At 64.8% G+C, this 18,332-nt stretch carries 22 protein-coding genes; 8 read left to right on the forward strand and 14 right to left on the reverse strand.

Features of this window, described 5'->3' with window-relative positions:
- Positions 1-26: 26 nt before the first annotated feature.
- The 4 genes from AC1RGE_RS09475 to AC1RGE_RS09490 are packed head-to-tail and all read right to left on the reverse strand — an operon-like array spanning position 27 to position 2,790.
- A complete protein-coding gene (locus AC1RGE_RS09475) occupies positions 27-638 on the reverse strand; it encodes a hypothetical protein (RefSeq protein WP_103739739.1) in 612 nt (203 codons plus the stop codon).
- Entirely contained in the window at positions 638-1,933 is a 1,296-nt protein-coding gene (locus AC1RGE_RS09480) for a sialidase family protein (RefSeq protein ID WP_492584082.1), read from the reverse strand. Before AC1RGE_RS09480 ends, AC1RGE_RS09475 begins: the two co-directional genes overlap by 1 nt.
- A gap of 45 nt (positions 1,934-1,978) precedes the next feature.
- On the reverse strand, positions 1,979-2,524 hold the full coding sequence (locus AC1RGE_RS09485) for a cytochrome b/b6 domain-containing protein (protein ID WP_492584083.1): 546 nt from the start codon (positions 2,522-2,524) through the stop codon (positions 1,979-1,981).
- Complete coding sequence (locus tag AC1RGE_RS09490; protein ID WP_492584084.1) at positions 2,524-2,790, reverse strand: PepSY domain-containing protein; 267 nt, start codon at positions 2,788-2,790, stop codon at positions 2,524-2,526. Before AC1RGE_RS09490 ends, AC1RGE_RS09485 begins: the two co-directional genes overlap by 1 nt.
- A gap of 170 nt (positions 2,791-2,960) precedes the next feature.
- On the opposite strand from AC1RGE_RS09490, the gene AC1RGE_RS09495 reads away from it, so the two are divergent.
- From AC1RGE_RS09495 to AC1RGE_RS09505, 3 genes are all read left to right on the forward strand, one after another.
- Complete coding sequence (locus AC1RGE_RS09495) at positions 2,961-3,623, forward strand: response regulator (RefSeq protein ID WP_019092959.1); 663 nt, start codon at positions 2,961-2,963, stop codon at positions 3,621-3,623.
- A complete protein-coding gene (locus AC1RGE_RS09500) occupies positions 3,620-5,002 on the forward strand; it encodes an ATP-binding protein (protein ID WP_123397484.1) in 1,383 nt (460 codons plus the stop codon). The genes AC1RGE_RS09495 and AC1RGE_RS09500 overlap by 4 nt, the downstream gene beginning before the upstream one ends.
- A gap of 190 nt (positions 5,003-5,192) precedes the next feature.
- Entirely contained in the window at positions 5,193-5,735 is a 543-nt protein-coding gene (locus AC1RGE_RS09505; protein ID WP_019095866.1) for a hypothetical protein, read from the forward strand.
- A gap of 75 nt (positions 5,736-5,810) precedes the next feature.
- Here AC1RGE_RS09505 and AC1RGE_RS09510 read toward each other — a convergent pair whose 3' ends face one another.
- The 8 genes from AC1RGE_RS09510 to AC1RGE_RS09545 all read right to left on the reverse strand — a co-directional run bounded on the left by AC1RGE_RS09510 (position 5,811) and on the right by AC1RGE_RS09545 (position 13,345).
- Positions 5,811-6,584: a 1,6-dihydroxycyclohexa-2,4-diene-1-carboxylate dehydrogenase gene (locus AC1RGE_RS09510; protein ID WP_492575047.1), complete on the reverse strand. Its 774-nt coding sequence runs from the start codon at positions 6,582-6,584 to the stop codon at positions 5,811-5,813.
- Between the two features lie 142 nt (positions 6,585-6,726).
- Positions 6,727-7,740 carry a benzoate 1,2-dioxygenase electron transfer component BenC gene (benC, locus tag AC1RGE_RS09515; RefSeq protein ID WP_492584086.1) on the reverse strand — a complete coding sequence of 338 codons (1,014 nt, stop codon included), beginning with the start codon at positions 7,738-7,740 and terminating at the stop codon, positions 6,727-6,729.
- A gap of 10 nt (positions 7,741-7,750) precedes the next feature.
- Positions 7,751-8,239, reverse strand: a complete 489-nt coding sequence (benB, locus tag AC1RGE_RS09520; RefSeq protein ID WP_011062145.1) for a benzoate 1,2-dioxygenase small subunit — start codon at positions 8,237-8,239, stop codon at positions 7,751-7,753.
- Complete coding sequence (benA, locus tag AC1RGE_RS09525) at positions 8,236-9,600, reverse strand: benzoate 1,2-dioxygenase large subunit (RefSeq protein ID WP_492584088.1); 1,365 nt, start codon at positions 9,598-9,600, stop codon at positions 8,236-8,238. Before benA ends, benB begins: the two co-directional genes overlap by 4 nt.
- Before the next feature lie 221 nt (positions 9,601-9,821).
- Positions 9,822-10,778 (reverse strand): AraC family transcriptional regulator, encoded by a 957-nt coding sequence (locus AC1RGE_RS09530; protein WP_011062147.1) that lies wholly within the window; start codon positions 10,776-10,778, stop codon positions 9,822-9,824.
- A gap of 136 nt (positions 10,779-10,914) precedes the next feature.
- Positions 10,915-11,844 carry a catechol 1,2-dioxygenase gene (catA, locus tag AC1RGE_RS09535; RefSeq protein WP_492584090.1) on the reverse strand — a complete coding sequence of 310 codons (930 nt, stop codon included), beginning with the start codon at positions 11,842-11,844 and terminating at the stop codon, positions 10,915-10,917.
- A 51-nt stretch (positions 11,845-11,895) separates the two neighbouring features.
- On the reverse strand, positions 11,896-12,186 hold the full coding sequence (gene catC / locus AC1RGE_RS09540) for a muconolactone Delta-isomerase (RefSeq protein WP_011062149.1): 291 nt from the start codon (positions 12,184-12,186) through the stop codon (positions 11,896-11,898).
- A gap of 10 nt (positions 12,187-12,196) precedes the next feature.
- The gene (locus AC1RGE_RS09545) at positions 12,197-13,345 is read right to left on the reverse strand and encodes a muconate cycloisomerase family protein (protein ID WP_492584266.1); all 1,149 of its coding nucleotides are present in this window, start codon (positions 13,343-13,345) and stop codon (positions 12,197-12,199) included.
- Between the two features lie 125 nt (positions 13,346-13,470).
- Here AC1RGE_RS09545 and AC1RGE_RS09550 point away from each other — a divergent pair, with 125 nt between their 5' ends.
- Positions 13,471-14,379 (forward strand): LysR family transcriptional regulator, encoded by a 909-nt coding sequence (locus tag AC1RGE_RS09550; RefSeq protein ID WP_492584092.1) that lies wholly within the window; start codon positions 13,471-13,473, stop codon positions 14,377-14,379.
- A 72-nt stretch (positions 14,380-14,451) separates the two neighbouring features.
- Here the strand turns inward: AC1RGE_RS09550 and AC1RGE_RS09555 are convergent, their stop codons facing one another.
- On the reverse strand, positions 14,452-15,204 hold the full coding sequence (locus AC1RGE_RS09555; protein WP_492584093.1) for an outer membrane beta-barrel protein: 753 nt from the start codon (positions 15,202-15,204) through the stop codon (positions 14,452-14,454).
- 184 nt (positions 15,205-15,388) lie between these two features.
- Here AC1RGE_RS09555 and AC1RGE_RS09560 point away from each other — a divergent pair, with 184 nt between their 5' ends.
- The 3 genes from AC1RGE_RS09560 (at position 15,389) to AC1RGE_RS09570 (ending at position 16,988) form a co-directional block, all read left to right on the forward strand.
- Positions 15,389-15,844: an RDD family protein gene (locus AC1RGE_RS09560; RefSeq protein ID WP_492584095.1), complete on the forward strand. Its 456-nt coding sequence runs from the start codon at positions 15,389-15,391 to the stop codon at positions 15,842-15,844.
- A gap of 61 nt (positions 15,845-15,905) precedes the next feature.
- On the forward strand, positions 15,906-16,241 hold the full coding sequence (locus AC1RGE_RS09565) for a DUF6388 family protein (protein WP_492584097.1): 336 nt from the start codon (positions 15,906-15,908) through the stop codon (positions 16,239-16,241).
- Between the two features lie 42 nt (positions 16,242-16,283).
- Positions 16,284-16,988: a YoaK family protein gene (locus AC1RGE_RS09570; RefSeq protein WP_011062155.1), complete on the forward strand. Its 705-nt coding sequence runs from the start codon at positions 16,284-16,286 to the stop codon at positions 16,986-16,988.
- Between the two features lie 15 nt (positions 16,989-17,003).
- On the opposite strand, the gene AC1RGE_RS09575 is transcribed toward AC1RGE_RS09570, so the two are convergent.
- Entirely contained in the window at positions 17,004-17,753 is a 750-nt protein-coding gene (locus AC1RGE_RS09575) for an SDR family oxidoreductase (RefSeq protein WP_011062156.1), read from the reverse strand.
- A 186-nt stretch (positions 17,754-17,939) separates the two neighbouring features.
- Between AC1RGE_RS09575 and tusD the strand changes: the two genes are divergently transcribed.
- Positions 17,940-18,332, forward strand: coding sequence for a sulfurtransferase complex subunit TusD (tusD, locus tag AC1RGE_RS09580; protein WP_019092899.1), 393 nt, complete (start codon positions 17,940-17,942; stop codon positions 18,330-18,332).

Genomic DNA, 18,332 nt, shown 5'->3' on the forward strand with positions numbered 1-18,332 from the left:
CGAAGGCCGCGGCGCGGCCTGTTGGTTTACCCGGCAAGGGGCTGCCCGCGGCTGCGCTGGGCAAAGCGGCGCCACAGCCACAGCAGCAGCCCGCCGCTGCCGGCGATCAGGCAGTAGCCCGCCAGCAGCGGGTCCAGCAGGTAGTCCCAGTAGTTTTCCGAAGGCTTCAGACGCAGGGCAAAGGCCAGGGTCCCGGCCGCCAGCATCAGTACCCCCAGCAGGTTGCGCTGCCACAGCAGCACCAGCGCCGCCAGGCCCATCAGCACGATCATCGGCCTTGGGTTGTAGCCCCAGCGGTAGGGGTCGAGGTAGGTCAGGCCCAGGGTCGCGGGGTACAGGCTCAGGGTCAGGCCGATAAACAGCAGCAGGACCTGCACCCGGTGTTTGGCTGGCAAGGGCGCCATCACCCCCAAGTGCCGCAGGCTGACCCAGCCCAACAGCACCAGGGTGCTGATGGCCAGATCATCGGTGAAGCTGCGCACATAGGCCGCTAGCGGCAGCTGGTTCAGCGGAATAAAGCTGACCAGCGCCAGCACGGGCAGCAGCCAGGGCCGCCAGGGTGCGGTCAGGCGCAGGCTGCCAAGCAGCACAAAGCCCAGGAGGATAAAACTCAGGTGGGCTTGCCATAGCGACAGCATCAAAGGCGCTCCGCCAGCCACGCCGCGTTGAAGCTGACGTGCTTGATAAAGGTGTTGTTCCAGGAATAGACCAGGTGGTACAGGCCGTCCGCCCCGCGGCTGAAGTAGGGGTATTCGTACTCGAAGTCGCAGCCCTGGGGCTTGCACACCCGATAGTCGAGGTTGCTCAGAAAGCGCTGTTCCAGGGGCAGACGCCGGGCGCCGCTGGAGGCACGAAAGCCTTCGCCGATGATGTCCTTGTAGGCCTCGTGGGAAAACGGCTGGCCCAGGGGATCGGGGGACTGGTCCAGTTCCACCAGGGGCCGCCATTGGCTGAGGCCGGCATCGGTGCCGTACAGGCTGAGTTTGAAGCGTCCGTCCTGCAGGTCGTTGAGGGCCACCAGCAGGCCCTGGTCGTCAGTGCCCACCGCCGCCAGCGATGAGTTGGGGTTGGACGGTTGCAGCGGATAGGGCTCGCTCCAGGTCTGCCCGGCGTCTTCGGTGCGGCTGGCCAGGACCTTGTGGTGGGTGTCGCCGGCGTAGCGCAGCATGGCCACGGCGCGGCGTTCGTCCAGGGGCACGATGGTCGGTTGCAGGGAGTGCTTGCCACGGCTGATGCGGAATTTGTCGATCACCGCGCCATCGGCGCTCAGGTACAGGTACTCGGCGAACTTGCCCATGAACTCGTGGTACACCGGCAGGCCGATCGAGCCGTCGGCATGGAACACCGGCGCGGCGCGCACCAGGGTGCTGATGTTGAAGAACGGCGAAGTCACCAGCTGTCGCGGCGCCGACCAGCTGCGCCCCAGGTCGTCGGAAACCATCAGGTTGATGGCGCTGGTGGCCCAGCCGCCCACCGACACCGAGACGTAGAACATCCACAGGCGCTGGTCCGGGCCCAGGGCGATCACCGGGTTGCCGAGCTTGCGGATATAGCGCCCGGTGCCGACGCGGGTCGACTCCCGGGTGGCCAGCACCTGCTCGGCGCCCCACTCGCCGCTCTGGGCGTCAAAACGTGCGCTGCGCACCTGGACGTCGGCGGCGCCTTCCCGGGAGCCAGCGAACCACACGGCCATCAGGTCGCCGCCGGGCAAGGCGGTCACCGAGGAGGAATGCACGAAGTCATCCAGGTCCGAAGAGACGAAGCGGCTGTTGTATTGCGGCGTGCTGTTGGCTTTAGCCGCATCGCTGCCGACGGTGGCCTGGGCGAACGGCGCCAGTTGGTGAGGCGGATGGCTGCGCCAGGCGGCGATAAAGACGACGGCCAAGAGCAGGCTGCTGCAGAGGAAGATCTGGCGAAAGGACAGCGCACGCATACAGGAGCCCGTGGCAAATACAGGGTGGGAACAAGGGAGAAACCATTAGCGCTTATCACTGTCCGGCAAGGGTCGGCGGCGGCCGGTGAGCATCGACAACGGCAAGTTGTCGCGCACTTGGAAGCTTTCAAAAATCGCCGCGCACACATGCAGCAGCACCAGCCCCAGCAGCACATCGGCGCTGGTTTCGTGCACCTGCAGCGGCCAGTCGGCGCCCCACAGGGCATCGACCTCTTCCATCAGAAAACCGCTGATGCCGATCAGCAACAGCGCCAGCAGCATCAACAGCATCACTAAGGCACCGAGGGGTGAATGCCCCAGGCGATGTTCGGGGCGCCCGGCCCGCAGCGAGCGCAGATGCCCCGCCAGCCGGGCCCGGGTCGGCCAGAAGTCGGACCAGCGCGCACTGCGCGGCCCGACAAATCCCCACAGCGTGCGCAACAGCAGCCAGGCCATGGCGTAGTAGCCGAGCCAGACGTGCCAGTCGTCACCGGCTTCATTGAAGAAGTAGTTGCCGATAAAGACCCCGGCGATGGACAGGTGAAACAGTCGCACCAGCGGGTCCCACAGCCGCAGGGAAGCCTCTGGCATCAGCCTCTGATCTCGGTCTTCACCGCCTTGCCGGTGACCGGGTCGTGGTAGATCTCGACCTTGCGCTTGTCCTTGTCGAAGCCGTAGATCTCGTAGCAGTTGCCGTCGGTGACCTTGAACTTGCTGATCTGGTAGCCCTGGGCCTTGAGCTGTTCCTGAAAGGCCTTCTGATCCTGCCATTGCGAGCGTTCGGCGGTGGTGCATTGCGGGCCGGCGAGGGCCAGGGGGCTGGCGAGAACCAGGGACAGCAGGAGGATCTTGCGCATGGAAAACGCTCCGGTGATGGGGGAGATTCCACTGTGCAAAACCAAGCTTAGTGAAAGCTTAGTTGGCAACGCGCGGTAACATTTTCCCCGCTAAAAACCCCTGCCGACGGACCCTGGCCGGCGTCATCATGCGCCCCTTCCCTGCCCCCTCGCCCTACCGAGAACCGCCCATGCGCCTGCTGCTTGTCGAAGATGATCGTGCCCTCGGCCAGGGCATTCGCGTGGCCCTGAGCGCCGAAGGCTACACCCTGGACTGGCTGCAGGACGGTGCCAGCGCCCTGCACGCCCTGCGCACCGAAAGCTTCGACCTGTTGCTGCTGGACCTGGGCCTGCCGCGGCTCGACGGCCTGGAACTGCTGCAGCAATTGCGTGCCGCCCAGCAGGACCTGCCGGTGCTGATCCTCACCGCCCGCGACGGCACCGCCGAACGCATCGCCGGGCTGGATGCCGGGGCCGACGACTACCTGGTCAAGCCCTTCGACGTCGAGGAATTCAAGGCCCGGGTCCGCGCCCTGCTGCGCCGCAGCCAGGGTCGTGCCCAGCCGCTGCTGGAACACGCCGGCATCCGCCTCGACCCGGCCAACCAGCAGGTGCACTACCAAGACAACGAAGTGGTGCTCACGCCCATGGAATACCAGTTGCTGCACCAGCTGATGGTGCGCCCGGGCAAGGTGGTGACCCGCGAGCGCCTGTCCCGGGCGCTGTACGGCTGGCAGGACCGGGTCGAGAGCAACACCCTGGAAGTACTGATCCATAACCTGCGCAAGAAGCTCTGCAGCGAGCTGATCCGCACCGTGCGCGGCGTCGGTTACGTGCTGGCGCTCAAGCCATGAACTCGGTGCGCACGCGGATTCTGCTGCCGGTCCTGGTGCTGGTGCTGCTGGGGGACCTGCTGATCAGCTGGCTGGTGCTGCGCGACAGCCACCACGAAATCGAAGAGGTCTACGACGCCCAGCTGGCCCAGAGCGCGCGCCTGCTGCAAGGGGTGCTGCGCCAGCGCGACCCGGCTCAAAAGCCGGACGCGGCGGACTGGGAGCGCCTGCACCAGGCCTTCGACCAGGCCATGAGCCGGGTCGGCGTGGACGGCGCCGCTCACCCCTATGAAACCCGCCTGACCTTCCAGGTCTGGCGCGACGACGGCCAGTTGCTGATGCGCTCCGCCGAGGCCCCGCTGCTGGAGGCGCCGCCCACCACCCTGGGGGCCCACGACATCCTGGAAAACGGCAAGGACTGGTGCGCCTTTCTTCTGGCCGACCCGCAGCAGGGATTGCTGATCTGGGTCGGCGAGCGCGATGACATCCGCCAGGACCTGATCCAGCGCATCGTGCGCCATACCCTGTGGCCGACCCTGATCGGCGTGCCGCTGCTGGCGCTGCTGATCTGGCTGACCATCGGCTGGGGCCTGGCGCCGCTGCGGGCCATGGCCCGGGCCATTCGCGGGCGCAGCAGCGACACCTTGCAGCCGCTCGGGCTCAAGCCCCTGCCCCAGGACCTGGAGCCGATGCAGACCGCCCTCAACCAGTTACTGGCCCAGATCGACAGCCTGCTGGAGCGCGAGCGGCGCTTTATCGCCGACGCCGCCCATGAACTGCGCACGCCCCTGGCGATCCTGCGGATTCATGCGCAGAACGCCCAGAGTGCCAGCAGCCCGGAGCAGCGCCGGGAGGCCCTGGATTTTCTAGTAAGCGGCGTCGACCGGGCCACCCGCATCGGCAGCCAGTTGCTGACCATGGCCCGCATCGAACCGCAGCTGAACAGCCCGCGCCTGAGCCGCATCGACCTCAGCGCCCTGGTGCGCGAAGAGCTGGCGGAACTGACGCCCCTGGCCCTGGAGAAAGACGTCGAACTGGTGCTGGAAGGCGACGAAGGCTGCCTGATCGCTACCGACCCGGTGGCCCTGGCCATCGCCCTGCAGAACCTGGTGACCAACGCCCTGAACTTTGCCCCAGCGGGCAGCGAGGTACGGGTCGGCCTGCGGCCCCAGGCGGACGGCGCGATGCACCTGTGTGTGGAAGATGCGGGGCCGGGTATCGACGAGCAGCAGCGCGAGCGTTTGCTGGAGCGCTTCTACAGCCAGGGCAACGCCAATGGCGCCGGGCTGGGGCTGGCAATCGTGCAGATGATCGTCAGCAAGATCGGCGGTCGCCTGGAGTTGCGCAATCGGCCTGAGGGCGGGCTGTGTGCATTGTTGTTGCTGGGGCCGGCGCTTTAGTCGGCGGCGCGAAGGGCCTATCCTGTGCGCCGCTCGGGAATGGGGGCGGCCTTGCGGGCGTATTCGCTGGCAAGCCAGCTTCTACACAAGCACGCCCCCGTAGGAGCCGGCTTGCCGGCGAAAGCGTCCGTAAGATCGCCTTCGTCGGCAGCCGACTCCTACAAACGAAATGACAATCAGGGAGACACCCATGGCCATGCCGGAACGGCTGAAACCAACACCCGCCACGCCGAAAATACGTGCGCTGATGAAGGGCTTGCTGAAGCAGATCCTCGACCGCATCTGGGACAACCAGGAACGGGAAAGCCCCGAGATCAATGCACTGATCCAGCAGTGGAACAGCCACGCCGGCCGACCTTTCGAGTTCCACGAATTTCGCGATATGCACAGCCATACCAGCGCGGCGAACTTTCTGCGCACGGCCTTTCATCAGGAGCGCTACGTTGACGACCTGAGCTTCGCCGAGGCCTGCGCCGTGGCGGATTTCATCTGCCAGTGCGAAGGCACGGAGTCTGATACGGACTACGCCCTGAACCTGCTGGAAACCAACTTCCCCGAGGCCAATGCCTCGGACCTGATCTTCTGGCCCAACGAGTGGTTTGGCGATCAAGATATGTTGCATATCGAGCTGAGCTCGGCGCAGATCATCGGTTATCTGATGGCGCAGTCTTCGCGGCAACTGCAGGATGCACCGCCAATCACCTTGCCCTACCCCATTCCACCACAGCCATAGAGGCCTTCGGGCTGGCCAGCTGCATAAGCACCGCCGTGGCCAGCCACAGGTAAGGGCGTCCAGTTCGCCCCTCGTTCAGCCCTGATCGCCGCCGCCCACCGGCAGCACCGTGCCGGTGATATAGGAGGCTTCGTCGGAGGCCAGGAACAGGATCGCCGCCGCCTGCTCGTCAACGCTGCCGTAGCGGTGCATCAGGCTGCTATCCAGGGTCTGGTCGACGATCTGCTGGTACCAGGCCTGCTCTTCGGTACTGGGCTCGGTGCTGTTGCGCGGAATGCGCCGCGGCGGTGCCTCGGTGCCGCCGGGAGCGGTGGCGTTGACCCGCACGCCGCGGCCGGCGGTTTCAAAGGCCAGGCACGCAGTGAGTGCGTTGATGCCGCCCTTGGCCGCGCCGTAGGGCACGCGGTTGAGGCTGCGGGTGGCGATGGACGAGACGTTGACGATGGCGCCGCGGCCCTGCTCCAGCATCTGCGGCAAGGCGGCGTGGCAGCACCACAGGGTGGGGAACAATGAGCGACGGACTTCGGCTTCGATCTGCGCCGGCTCGTAGTGTTCGAAGGGCTTGGCCCAGATGGTGCCGCCGACGTTGTTGATGAGGATGTCGAGGCGGCCGAAGTGGTCGATGGCGGCGGCCATGATGCGGCTGCATTCGCTGTACTGCTCCAGGTCGGCGGTCAGGGCCAGGACCGGGTAGCGGGGGCTGAGTGCAGCGGCCAGTTCGAAGACCAGTTCGGAGCGATCCACCAGCACCACGCGGGCGCCCTCCTCGGCCAGGCGTTCGGCAACGCGACGGCCGATGCCCTGGGCGGCGCCGGTGACCAGGGCGACTTGGTTGTGGAAACGGTTCATGGAAACCTCGTGAATGCAAAAGGATGGAGAGGACACCGCTCGACGTAGGAGCCGGCTTACCGGCGAAGAGGCCCTTGAGCCTTGCAGCGCCCTTGTGGACGCCTTCGCTGGCAAGCCATCTCCTACAGCAGCGAGGCGCTCTTCAGGCGGCGCTGGCGGCGAACTTCTCGTAGTAGAAGTTCGCCGGGGCGATGCCCTGTTCGCGGATGAACTGGCTCACTGCTTCGACCATCGGCGGCGGACCGCACAGGTAGACATCGACATCGCCCTGGTTCAAATGCACCGGTTCGATGTGCTGGGTCACGTAGCCCTTGCGCGGGTAGTGGCTTTCGGGGTTGGCCACGCAGGCGCTGAAGCTGAACTGCGGGATGCGCACGGCAAAGTCTTCCAGGCGCTCCAGTTCCACCAGGTCGAAGTCGTTGGTCACGCCGTAGATCAGGTGCAACGGGTGCTCGCAGCCCTGCTCGGCAATTTTCTCCAGCATCGCGGTGAACGGCGCCAGCCCGGTGCCACCGGCCAGCAACAGCAAGGGCCGGCGGATGTCCCGCAGGTAGAAGCTGCCCAGGGGCCCGGCCAAGGTCATGCTGTCGCCGGCCTTGGCGAGACTGGTGAGGAAGCTGCTCATCAGGCCGCCGGGCACATTGCGGATCAGGAAGCTGACTTCGCCATCGCGCTGCAGGGAGCTGAAAGAATAGGCACGGGTCTGCTCGCTGCCAGGCACGCCGAGGTTGACGTACTGCCCCGGCAGGAACGCCAGCTGGTTCAGGGCCTCGCCCTTGATCGACAGGGCGATGGTGCTGTCGGACAACTGGCGCACCGCGCTGATGCTGGCCTGGAAGGTGGCCTGCCCGGCCCGGCAGACCTGGGACGAGGCCGGCACCCGCACCACGCAATCGCTCAAGGCGCGCATCTGGCAGGTCAGGACAAAACCCTGCTCGGCCTCATCGGCGCTCAGGGCGTCTTCGATGTAGTCCTCGCCCAGCTCATAGCGCCCCGCCTCGGCCAGGCATTTGCAGGTGCCGCAGGCGCCGTCGCGGCAGTCCAGGGGAATGTTGATGCCCTGGCGGTAGGCGGCGTCGGCCACGGTTTCGCCCGGGTTGGCGCTGACGAAACGGGTCACGCCGTCTTCGAAATTGAGTGCGATTTGATGGCTCATGGCAGTCGCCTCAGAGGTGGTAGATGTCGACGACCTGGCGAACGTAATCGTTCTTCAGGATGACTTTCTTGGCCAGGATCAGCGGGTTTTCGCCCCGCAGGTCGAGGGTGTAGAAGCTGCAGCCGAAGTAGCTGTCCACGGTCTTGTAGCGAAAGCTCAGGGTGTGCCAGTTGAAGCGCAGCTTGCACTGGCCGTCGCCCTGCTCCAGCAGCTCGATATTGCTCAGGTTGTGGGAGGTGCGGGTGTCGGGAATGCTGGCGCTGGAACGCTCGGTCTTGATGCGGAACACCCGGTCTTCCAGGCCGCTGCGGTTGCCGTACCAGATCAGCGAGATTTCCCGCTGCGGGTCTTCGGTCAACTGGTCGCTGTCGTCCCAGGAGGGCATCCAGAAGGTCGCGTCCGGGGCGTAGAGTTCCAGCCAGCTGTCCCAGTCCTTGTCGTCCAGGTAGCGGGCTTCGCGATACAGGAAATCGCGCACGGCGTCGTAGGAAATGGTCATTGCACGGCCTCCACGTCGATCCGGCGAGAGGCTTCAAGCTCCAGGGCCGCGAGCATGGTTTGCTGCCAGTACTTGTGCTGCATCACGAACAGGCCTTCGTCCTCGGTGCGCACCCCGCTGAGGATCGGTTGCAGGTCGATTTCTTTCGCTGCGTCGTCCGCGCCCTGGACCCAATGCTCGGCGCCCCGGGACATGTCGTTCCAGGCCGTGGTGCTGCCCTGGTAGCCGAGCTGGCAGGAGCGGAATTCCTCCAGGTCGTCCGGGGTGGCCATGCCGCTGACGTTGAAGAAGTCTTCGTACTGGCGGATGCGCCGGGCCCGGGCTTCATCGCTCTCGCCCTTGGGCGCAATGCAGTAGATGGTGATTTCGGTGCGGTCCACGGAGATCGGCCGGGCGATGCGGATCTGCGAGCTGAACTGGTCCATCAGGTAGACGTTGGGATACAGGCACAGGTTGCGCGAGTTCTCGATCATCCAGTCGGCCCGGGCCTGGCCGAAGTCCCGGGCCAGCTCGTCGCGGCGTTCGTACAACGGGCGGTCCTCGGGGTTGGACCAGCGGGTCCAGAGCAGCATGTGGCCCTTGTCGAAGGAGTAGAAACCGCCGCCCTGCTTGGCCCAGGTGCCGGCGCTCATGGTGCGGATGTCTTCCCCGGCCTCGCGCTGCTTGCGCTGGTTCTGGGTGGCGGCGTAGTTCCAGTGCACCGAGCTGACGTGGTAGCCGTCGGCGCCGTTCTCGGCGGTGAGCTTCCAGTTGCCTTCGTAGATGTAGCTGGAAGAACCGCGCAGCACTTCCAGGCCGTCGGCGGACTGGTCGACGATCATGTCGATGATCTTCGCCGACTCCCCCAGGTGCTCCACCAGGGGCAGCACGTCGGGGTTGAGGCTGCCGAACAGGAAACCGCGGTAGGACTCGAAGCGCGTGACGCGGGTCAGGTCGTGGGAGCCTTCGCAGTTGAAGCTGGCCGGGTAGCCGGCGGCGGCCGGGTCCTTGACCTTGAGCAGCTTGCCGGTGTTGTTGAAGGTCCAGCCGTGGAACGGGCAGGTGAAGGAGGCCTTGTTGCCGGTCTTGTGCCGGCAAAGCATGGCGCCGCGATGGCTGCAGGCGTTGATGAAGGCATTGAGTTCGCCGTTCTTGTTGCGCGCGATGAAAACCGGCTGCCGGCCCATGGTGGTGCTGTAGTAGTCGTTGGGGTTGGGGATCTGGCTTTCGTGGGCCAGGTACAGCCAGTTGCCTTCGAAGATGTGCTGCATCTCCAGGTCGAACAGCCGGGGGTCGGTGAACATCTCGCGCTTGCAGCGGTAGACGCCCTGGTCGGGGTCTTCTTCAAGCAGGGAATGCAGGTATTCGGGTCGCAGGGACATGGCCGCCGCCTCCATTGTTGTTATTCAGGCAGGGCCATGCTAGGGCGGGCTTGGAACGGGCAATAGCCAATGCGTGCACACCTGTATCCGTTTTCTGCAAAAGCGCCGACGTGGCCTGTGTAGGAGCCGGCTTGCCGGCGAAAAGGCCCTTGGATGGGGTGCTGAGCCTGCAGGCCTCTTCGCTGGCAAGCCAGCTCCTACAAGAGGCCGATGCCAGAGGATCAGTGCCGACGCTTGAGGGTGTCGGAGGGCAGTTCGCCGTATTGCTGGCGGTAGCTTTGGGCAAAACGCCCAAGGTGCAGGAAGCCGAAATCCAGGGCCAGTTCGGTGACGTTGCGCACCGGGCTGTGCGGGTCGCTGAGGCAGGCGTGCACCCGTTGCAGTTTCTGCTGGCGGATGTAGTTCTTCGGCGTGGTGCGGGCGTTGCGCTCGAACAGCGCGTACAACGAGCGCAGGCTCATGCGCGCCTGTTGCGCCAGTTCTTCGCAGCCGATGTCGTGCTTGAGGTTGCGTTCGATGTAGTCGGCAATCCGTTCGAAGGTCGCCGCCGAGGCGCCCAGGGCACCGCGCTGCACGTTGGTCTGCATCAGCCCCAGCAGTTTGCCCACCAGGATGTGCGCGTAGTGCTCCTGGACCTTGGGCATGCTTTCCAGGGCTTCGGCTTCCTGGCACAGCAGGCTCAGCAAGGGCACGAAGCCTTCCAGTTCCTGCAGTTGGTAGCGCTGGCGCAGAAAGCGCACGCCCTGCCCCGGGTACTGCCAGCGCTGTTCCTGGCAGGCGTTTTCCACCAGATGGGTGGGAATCTTGATGATGAATTTTTCGCAGTCGTCGGAATAGGTCAGGTCCACCGGATCGTCGGGGTTGATCAGCAGCAGTTCCCCCGGGGCGAAGTAGTGCTCCTGGCCCGGGCCACGCCACCGGCAGTGGCCCCGCAGCAGTACTTGCAGGTGGTAGATGCTTTCCAGGGCCGGCGAGGTGACGCGCACGCTGGCGCCGTAGCTGATGCTGCACAAATCCAGGCTGGCCAGGGCCCGGTGCTGCAGGCTGGCCTGGGGATGGCCGGCCCGGGGCAGGCGGATGCAGTGGCTGCCCACATGCTGGTTGACGTAACCGGATACGGCATAGGGATCGGCTTGAACAAACACGCTGCTGCGCTCACTCAACAGATGCATCTGCATGATCGGGTCACTCTGATGGTTCTTATTGGGTCTGCGCTTCAGGCACGCAACGCAGTCTCGTCAGGCCCGGCATAACGGCAAAAGCCACGGGCACCTGGGTCGGTGCTCCGTGGCTGGGCCAGGCACGGTCGGCGCTTCAGTCCTCCAGGGCGCGGACCCGCTCGTGGCGCTGCTGCTCTTGCGGCTGGGCCGAAGACTGCAGGGTGAAGTCGAACTCGATCTCGGCAAAGCGCCCGCTGACCCCCAGGGCCTTGGCCCGAGCCTGGTCTTCGCTGAAGGTGATCTGGGCGATCAGCTCGTCGCGAGTGGCGTAGGCAAAATCGTCGTGCAGGTACTGGTCGCCATCCAGGTTGATCTGGGTGGTCAGGTGGCGATGGTCATCGGCCGAGATGAAGAAGTGGATGTGCGCCGGGCGCTGGCCATGGCGGCCCAGTTGGTCGAGCAGTTGCTGGGTCGGGCCGTCCGGCGGGCAGCCGTAGCCGGACGGCACGATGCTGCGAAAGCGGTAGCGGCCGTCGGCGTCGGTGACGATGCGCCGGCGCAGGTTGAATTCCGACTGGCTGCCGTCAAAGTACGAATAGGTGCCGCCGGTGTTGGCGTGCCAGACATCGACGATGGCCCCGGCCAATGGCTGGCCTTCGGTGTTGCGGACCTGCCCCTGCATGAACAGCACCACCCCCGGATCAACGCCGTCGTCCAGGCGCGCTTCGCCCTGGCTCAGCGGTGCACCGGCCACGTACAGCGGGCCTTCGATGGTGCGCGGGGTGCCGCCGGTCTTGCCCACCTGTTCGTCGGCGGCGTCCATCAGCAGGTCCAGGTAGTGCTCCAGGCCCAGGCCGGCGGCCAGCAGCCCGGCTTCCTGGCGGGCGCCGAGGACGTTGAGGTAGTTGACCGCCTTCCAGAATTCTTCCGGGGTGATCTCCAGGTCTTCGATGATGTTCACCGAGTCCCGCAGGATCCTGTAGATGATGGCCTTGGCCCGTGGGTTGCCGCCTTCGGTGAACTGGCCGCTGGCTTCTTCAAGAAACTGCTGGGCGCTGGCAGTGTGGGAAATTCTGACGTTCATGATTAATCCTCATCTTGTATTTATTAGAGTGGTGAACGGGCTGGCACGGGCTCAGCGGTCATCCTCATGAATGGAAGAAGGATGCCTGCACATGGCGTCAACTTCGATGGCCATGTAGGGGTACAGCGGCAATTGCATCAGGGTGTCGTGCAATTCCTGCACGCTGTCGACGTCGAACACGCTGTAGTTGGCGTACAGCCCGGCGATGCGCCACAGGTGGCGCCACTTGCCTTCGGCCTGCAGGCGTTGGGCCAGGGCCTTTTCGTCGGCTTTCAGCTGCGCGGCGCGCTCGGGGTTCATGTCGACCGGCAGGTTCACGGTCATTTTCACGTGGAATAGCATGCAGCCCTCCTCAGGTGTGATGCAGCACGGGGGTGGTTTTGTCGCGACGGAAGAACGCCAGGCGCTCTTCGTCCAGGCTCAGGCCAAGGCCCGGTGCCCTTGAGACGTGCAGGTGGAAATCCCGGTACAGCGGCGGCTCGGCGAGGATGTCCTCGGTCAGCAGCAGCGGGCCGAACAGTTCGGTGTCCCAGCTCAGTTTGTTCAGGGTCAGGAAGGCGTGGGCCGAGGCCAGGGTGCCGATGCCGCCCTCGAGCATGGTGCCGCCGTACAGGCCGATGCCCGCCGCCTCGGCAATCGCCGCGGTGCGCAGGGTGGCGCGAGGACCGCCGTTCTTGGCGATCTTCAGGGCGAACACCGAAGCCGCCCCTTCCCGGGCCAGGTTGAAGGCGTCTTCCACGCACTCGATGGATTCGTCGGCCATGATCGGCGCCGGGCTGCTGGCGTTGAGGCGCACCATGCCGGCGCGGTTGTTGCGCGAGATCGGTTGCTCGATCAGATCGATGCCATTGCCACCGAGAATCCGGCAAGCGCGCAGCGCCACGGCTTCGTCCCAGGCCTGGTTGACGTCGACCCGCACGCTGGCGCGGTCGCCCAGGGCCTTCTTGATCGCGATCACGTGGGCCAGGTCGCGGTCGACTTCGCCGGCGCCGATCTTCAGCTTGAAGATGCGGTGGCGGCGCAGGTCGAGCATCTTCTGCGCTTCGGCGATGTCCTTGGCGGTGTCGCCGCTGGCCAGGGTCCAGGCCACCGGCAGGGCATCGCGCACCCGGCCGCCCAGCAGTTCGCTGACCGGCAGCCCGAGGCGCTTGCCCTGGGCGTCGAGCAAGGCACTTTCGATACCGGACTTGGCGAAGGTGTTGCCGCGGATGCTCTGCTCCAGGCGCAGCATGGCGGCGTTGATGTTGCTGGCATCCTGGCCGATCAGCAGCGGCGCGACGAAGCGGTCGATATTGGTCTTGATGCTGTCCGGGCTTTCATTGCCATAGGCCAGGCCGCCGATGGTGGTGGATTCCCCCAGGCCTTCGATGCCGTCGGCGCAGCGCAGGCGGATCAGCACCAGGGTCTGGTTCTGCATGGTGTGCATGGCCAGCTTGTGCGGGCGGATGGTCGGCAGATCGACGATGATCGTCTCGATCGATTCAATGGCAGAAGCGTGCATTTCCATACCCATCAGGTTCTTGAAGTTCTGCCAGCGATTCTGTCCCGGCTTTTTACGGGGTTCCAATATAGAATTGGTCTGGCTTGATACCTTTAAGGTATGCACTTCACCACTGGGGAGCTGTCATGGAGCTGCGTCATCTGCGCTATTTCCAGGTGCTGGGGGAAACCCTCAATTTCACTCGCGCCGCCGAGCGCCTGCACATCGCTCAGCCGCCCCTGAGCCGGCAGATCCAGCAACTGGAAGACGAGCTGGGGGTGCTACTGCTGGAGCGTGGCCGGCCGTTGCGCCTGACCGCCGCCGGACGGTTTTTCTATGAGCACTCCAACCGGGTGCTGGAGCAGTTGGGCAAGGTCTGTGACAACACCCGGCGCATCGGCCTGGGGCACAAGACCTGGCTGGGCATCGGCTTTGCACCCTCGACCCTGTACGGCGTGCTGCCGCAGCTGATCCGCCGCCTGCGCAGCAACGGGACCCTGGAACTGGAACTGGGGCTGTCGGAGATGACCACCTTGCAGCAGGTGGAAGCCTTGAAGGCTGGGCGCATCGATATCGGCTTCGGGCGTATCCACATCGATGATCCAGCCATCGTGCAAAAGGTGCTGACCGAGGATCGCCTGGTGGTTGCCCTGCCCGCCGGCCACCCGCTGCTGGGGCAACCGGTGAGCCTGGCGCAACTGGCGCACGAGCCTTTTGTGCTGTACCCGGCCAACCCGCGCCCGAGCTACGCCGACCATGTGATCGCGCTGTTCAGTGCCCGGGGCCTGAACCTGAAGATCGCCCAGTGGACCAACGAATTGCAGACCGCCATCGGGCTGGTGGGCGCCGGCATCGGCGTCACCCTGGTACCGGCCTCGGTGCAAGTGCTGCACCGTGACGACATTGGCTTCTGCCCGCTGCTGGAAACCGAGGCCACCTCGCCGATCATCCTCAGCCGCCGCATCGGCGAGCCCTCGCCAGGCCTCACCCACTGCCTGCACCTGATCGCCCAGTTGCGCAGCGAGATTGGCCGCGAACACCCCATCGTCAGCTGAACGCAAAACCGCCGGCCCCATCGAAAGACGGGCACCGGCGGCGCTCTTGCAGCTTGGAACGGGCGGCTGTCCTTAGAACGTCAGGCCGACCTTGAAGCCATACTCGTCACGCTTGAGCTTGGTGTTGTCTGCCACAGGCGTATCCTCGTCCAGCTTGTACTCGGTGTGGGTGTAGTAGACCCCGGCCATGACCGGCAGCGAGCCGTTCTGATTCATCAGGAAATTCACTTCGGCGTAGGGATTGGTGCGGTTCTTCAGGTCCACGGTGTCGCTGCCGACGTCATCCACCTTGAGCCGCGCCTTGCCGTTGATGGTATGGCGCGCACCCAGTTCGACGCGCATGGTCACATCGTCGAACTGGTGGTTGTAGCCCAGGGCAGCCTTGGCGAAGGGCGACTTGTTGGTGAGCTTCATGTCGTAGTCGCCGGTGTCCGGCTCGTAGCGGGTCCAGGTGTAGCCACCGCCCACCAGCACATCGACAAAGTTGCGTGCGTCCAGCGCGGCGCGCCAGCCCAGGTCGAGGTCGGCCTGGCCTTCCTTGAGTTTGTTGTCGTGCTTCTTGCCGAACTTGGCCTCGACCCCGGCCTGGTAGATCAGGCCCGATTCGGCGGTCATCTTGTTGCCGAAGTTGTAGAACACACCCCCTTCGCCCAGGTGCTCCTTGTCGCTTTCACTGCCGCCTTCGAGCTTGAAGTCGTTGTAGCTACCGAGAATACCCAGGGTGGAAATCGGCCCGGTGTCCGGTGCAGCCATGGCGCTGCTGGAAAGGGCCAGCAAGGTGGCAGCAGAGGTGCTGGCTAGAAGGGTTGCGAGTACCTTTGACATCGTCTGTAGATCTCCCTGTTTGAATAAGGCAAATGCTGTAGGAGCCTTTTCGAGGGAGGTCGAAAGCAAAAGGTTCTATTTATTTTTCACGTTTTTTTCACTTCCCTTTGAAGCCTCGTCTCCACAGGGATTTTAGGCCTTACAATAGGGCGCTCAATACAGGGCGTAGTCTTTGGGGCAGTGCATGGAAGTATCGAGAGTCGGCCTGATCATCCGCCGCATTCTGGCTTATCTGGTGGACAGCCTGCTGGCACTGCTGGCGTGGTTTGTCCTGTGCCGGTTGGCCGAACGCCTCCAATACCCGGATATGGAGCAGTTCTCCACCTGGTGCCTACTGGCCACCTGGGGCCTGTATTTTCCCCTCAACGAATACCTGTGGTGTGGCTATACCGCCGGCAAGGCCCTTTGCGGCTTGCAAGTGATCAATGGGATCGGCCAGCCCCCCTCGCTGTTGCAGGTATTGATCCGCTCGGCGACCCGCCCCTTCGAAGCGGCCATCAGCCCGGTGACCCTGCTGATCTGCTGCGAATCAAGCCGCGGCCAGCGCATTGGCGACCGGCTGGCGCGCACCTATGTCATACCGTGCAAGGATCTGGCGCGGCTGCGTGGCTTGATGGCCGCTCAGCCAAACCTGCCTTGAGCAGCTGGCCGTAACCCATTCAATCTTGCGCCTTGGCGTGGCGCTTTTTCCGGGAGTCTTCATGGCAATCGATCAACACCCGCATGAACAAGCCTTGGTCACGTTCCTCGAACAGCGCCCCGAGCTGCGCGAACAGCTGGACAACCTCAACCCCCTGGAAGCCCGGGCCCGAGGCGAAACCCCGGCGCAGTATCGCGCCGAGCGCCTGCATGAGGCCTTCGAGGCCGAGGCCGAACGCCTGGGGCTGTTCGCCTGGGAACTGAGCCTGCAACTGACCGCTGTCAGCCCCGAGGAATTCCACGCCCAGCGCCTTGAGGTGCACCGCGAAGTCGCAGAGATGGCCGGCATGCCGTGGGATGAATACTGCACCCTGCACCACCTTGCCCCACGGCCTTGACCCGCACGCGCCCCTCGCAGTCCCTGTTCAGGAGAACCGACGATGTTGCCTTCAACTTCCACGCAATCGGCCAGCGCAGCCCTGCAGCACACGCAGAAATGGCGCGGACGGGTCGGCCTCGGGCTGGTGGCCTGCCTTTCGGTGCTGGCGGGGATGACCGACGCCATCGGCTTCATGGCCACCGGGGATTTCGTCTCCTTCATGAGCGGCAACACCACCCGCATGGCCGTGGCCATCAGCGATGGCGAACCGGGCCTGGTGCTGCGCCTGCTGCTCCTGGTGGCCACCTTTATCGTCGGTAACGCCCTGGGCGTGGTGGTCAGCCGCCTTGCCGGGCACCGTGCCCTGCCCTTGCTGCTGAGCATCGGCGCGTTGCTCTGCGCCTCTGCTGCCTGGCCTTTCGAGCAGCAACTGCCGGCCCTGCTGGCGGCCATCATTGCCATGGGCATGCTCAACGCCGCGGTGGAGGAAGTGAACGGCCTGCCCATCGGCCTGACCTACGTCACCGGCGCCCTCTCACGCTTTGGCCGCGGCCTGGGGCGCTGGATGCTCGGCGACCGGCGCAACGGCTGGCGGGTGCAACTGGTGCCCTGGAGCGGCATGTTCGCCGGGGCGGTGCTGGGCGCCTTGCTGGAACAGCACCTGGGACTCAAGGCGCTGTATGTCAGCGGGTTGTTTGCCGTGCTGCTGGGTGTGGCGTCATTGAAGATCCCCCGCCGCTGGCAACTGGGCTACAAGAACCGCTGACATTGAGCACGGTTATCAGCTGAACAGGCCGCCGCTGTCGGTATCGATCACGATCGACGACAGGCTGATATGCCGCGGCCGGGTCAGGGCGAAGATCACGGCCTCCACCACATCACGGTTGGTGCCCTGCTCGCCCTTCTGCCGCGCCGGAATCTGCTGCCAGGCCTCATCCAGAGGCGAGACATCCTCCAGGTACGGCGGGTGCACGCACAGCGAGCGCACCGGCGTGCCCTTGAGCATTTGCCGCAGGCCATCGGCCAGGGCCAGTTGCCCGTGCTTGGCCGCATAGAACGGCAGCGACACGCTGTGCAGCGGTGCATTGGGCAAGCCGCTGATGGAGCCGATGGTGACGATGTCCGGGCGCTTGGAAGCCTTGAGCACCGGCAGCAGGCCCTGGGTCAGGAGGAAGGTGCCGCTCAGTGCGGCGTCGATCACCCCGGTGACTTCAGCGGCGCTGTGGGGCTGCTCGCTGGCCTCCAGCCACATGGCGCCGTTGTTGATCAGGATGTCCACTTGCGGGTGGCGGACGTGGATCTCAGCCAGGGCGGCCTTGACGCTATCGCTGCTGGCCAGGTCCACCACCACCTGATCGGCGGGGCTGCCGGTACGCGCCTCGATGGCCGCGCTGACCTGCGCCAGGGCCTCGGGGTTGCGCCCACAGAGAATCAGCTTGCAGCCCTGGTCCGCCAGGCTGATGGCCAGCGCGGCCCCCAAGCCTCTTCCGGCCCCCGTGACCACTACCACCGCCGAATTCAAATCCATCATCCCTTGCTCCTTGTCCCCGGTTGAATGAAGGCGCGAGTCTATCCCTCGCTTCGCAGTTTGGGGCCGGGCAAAGCTTTACCCGATATGTCCTGCATGCCTGGAACCAGAGCCCCAGGGGCGAAACGGGTTTAGCCGATGTTCGGATAAAGCTTTATCATGGCCGCAGTTTTATCCATCGAGTCCGTCATGAAGTTCGCCATCGCCCTGTTCTCTGCCGCCCACGCGCCTTCCTCGCGCCGCGCCCTGCTGTTCGCCCAGGCGGCGCTGGCGGGCGGGCATGAAATTGTCAGGCTGTTTTTCTACCAGGACGGCGTGTACAACGCCGCCAACAGCATCGTCACGCCCCAGGACGAACAGGACCTGCCTCGGGAATGGCGCGAGTTTGTCGGCCAGCATCAACTGGACGGCGTGGTGTGCATCGCCGCAGCCCTGCGCCGAGGCGTGTTGAATGCTGACGAAGCCCAGCGCTATCAACGCACGTCGGTGAGCGTCGAAGCCCCCTGGGAGCTCTCGGGGCTCGGGCAATTGCATGACGCGGTACAGGCCGCCGACCGCCTGATCTGTTTTGGAGGGGCGTGA

This window comes from Pseudomonas sp. GW823-FHT02C05 (assembly GCF_058797595.1).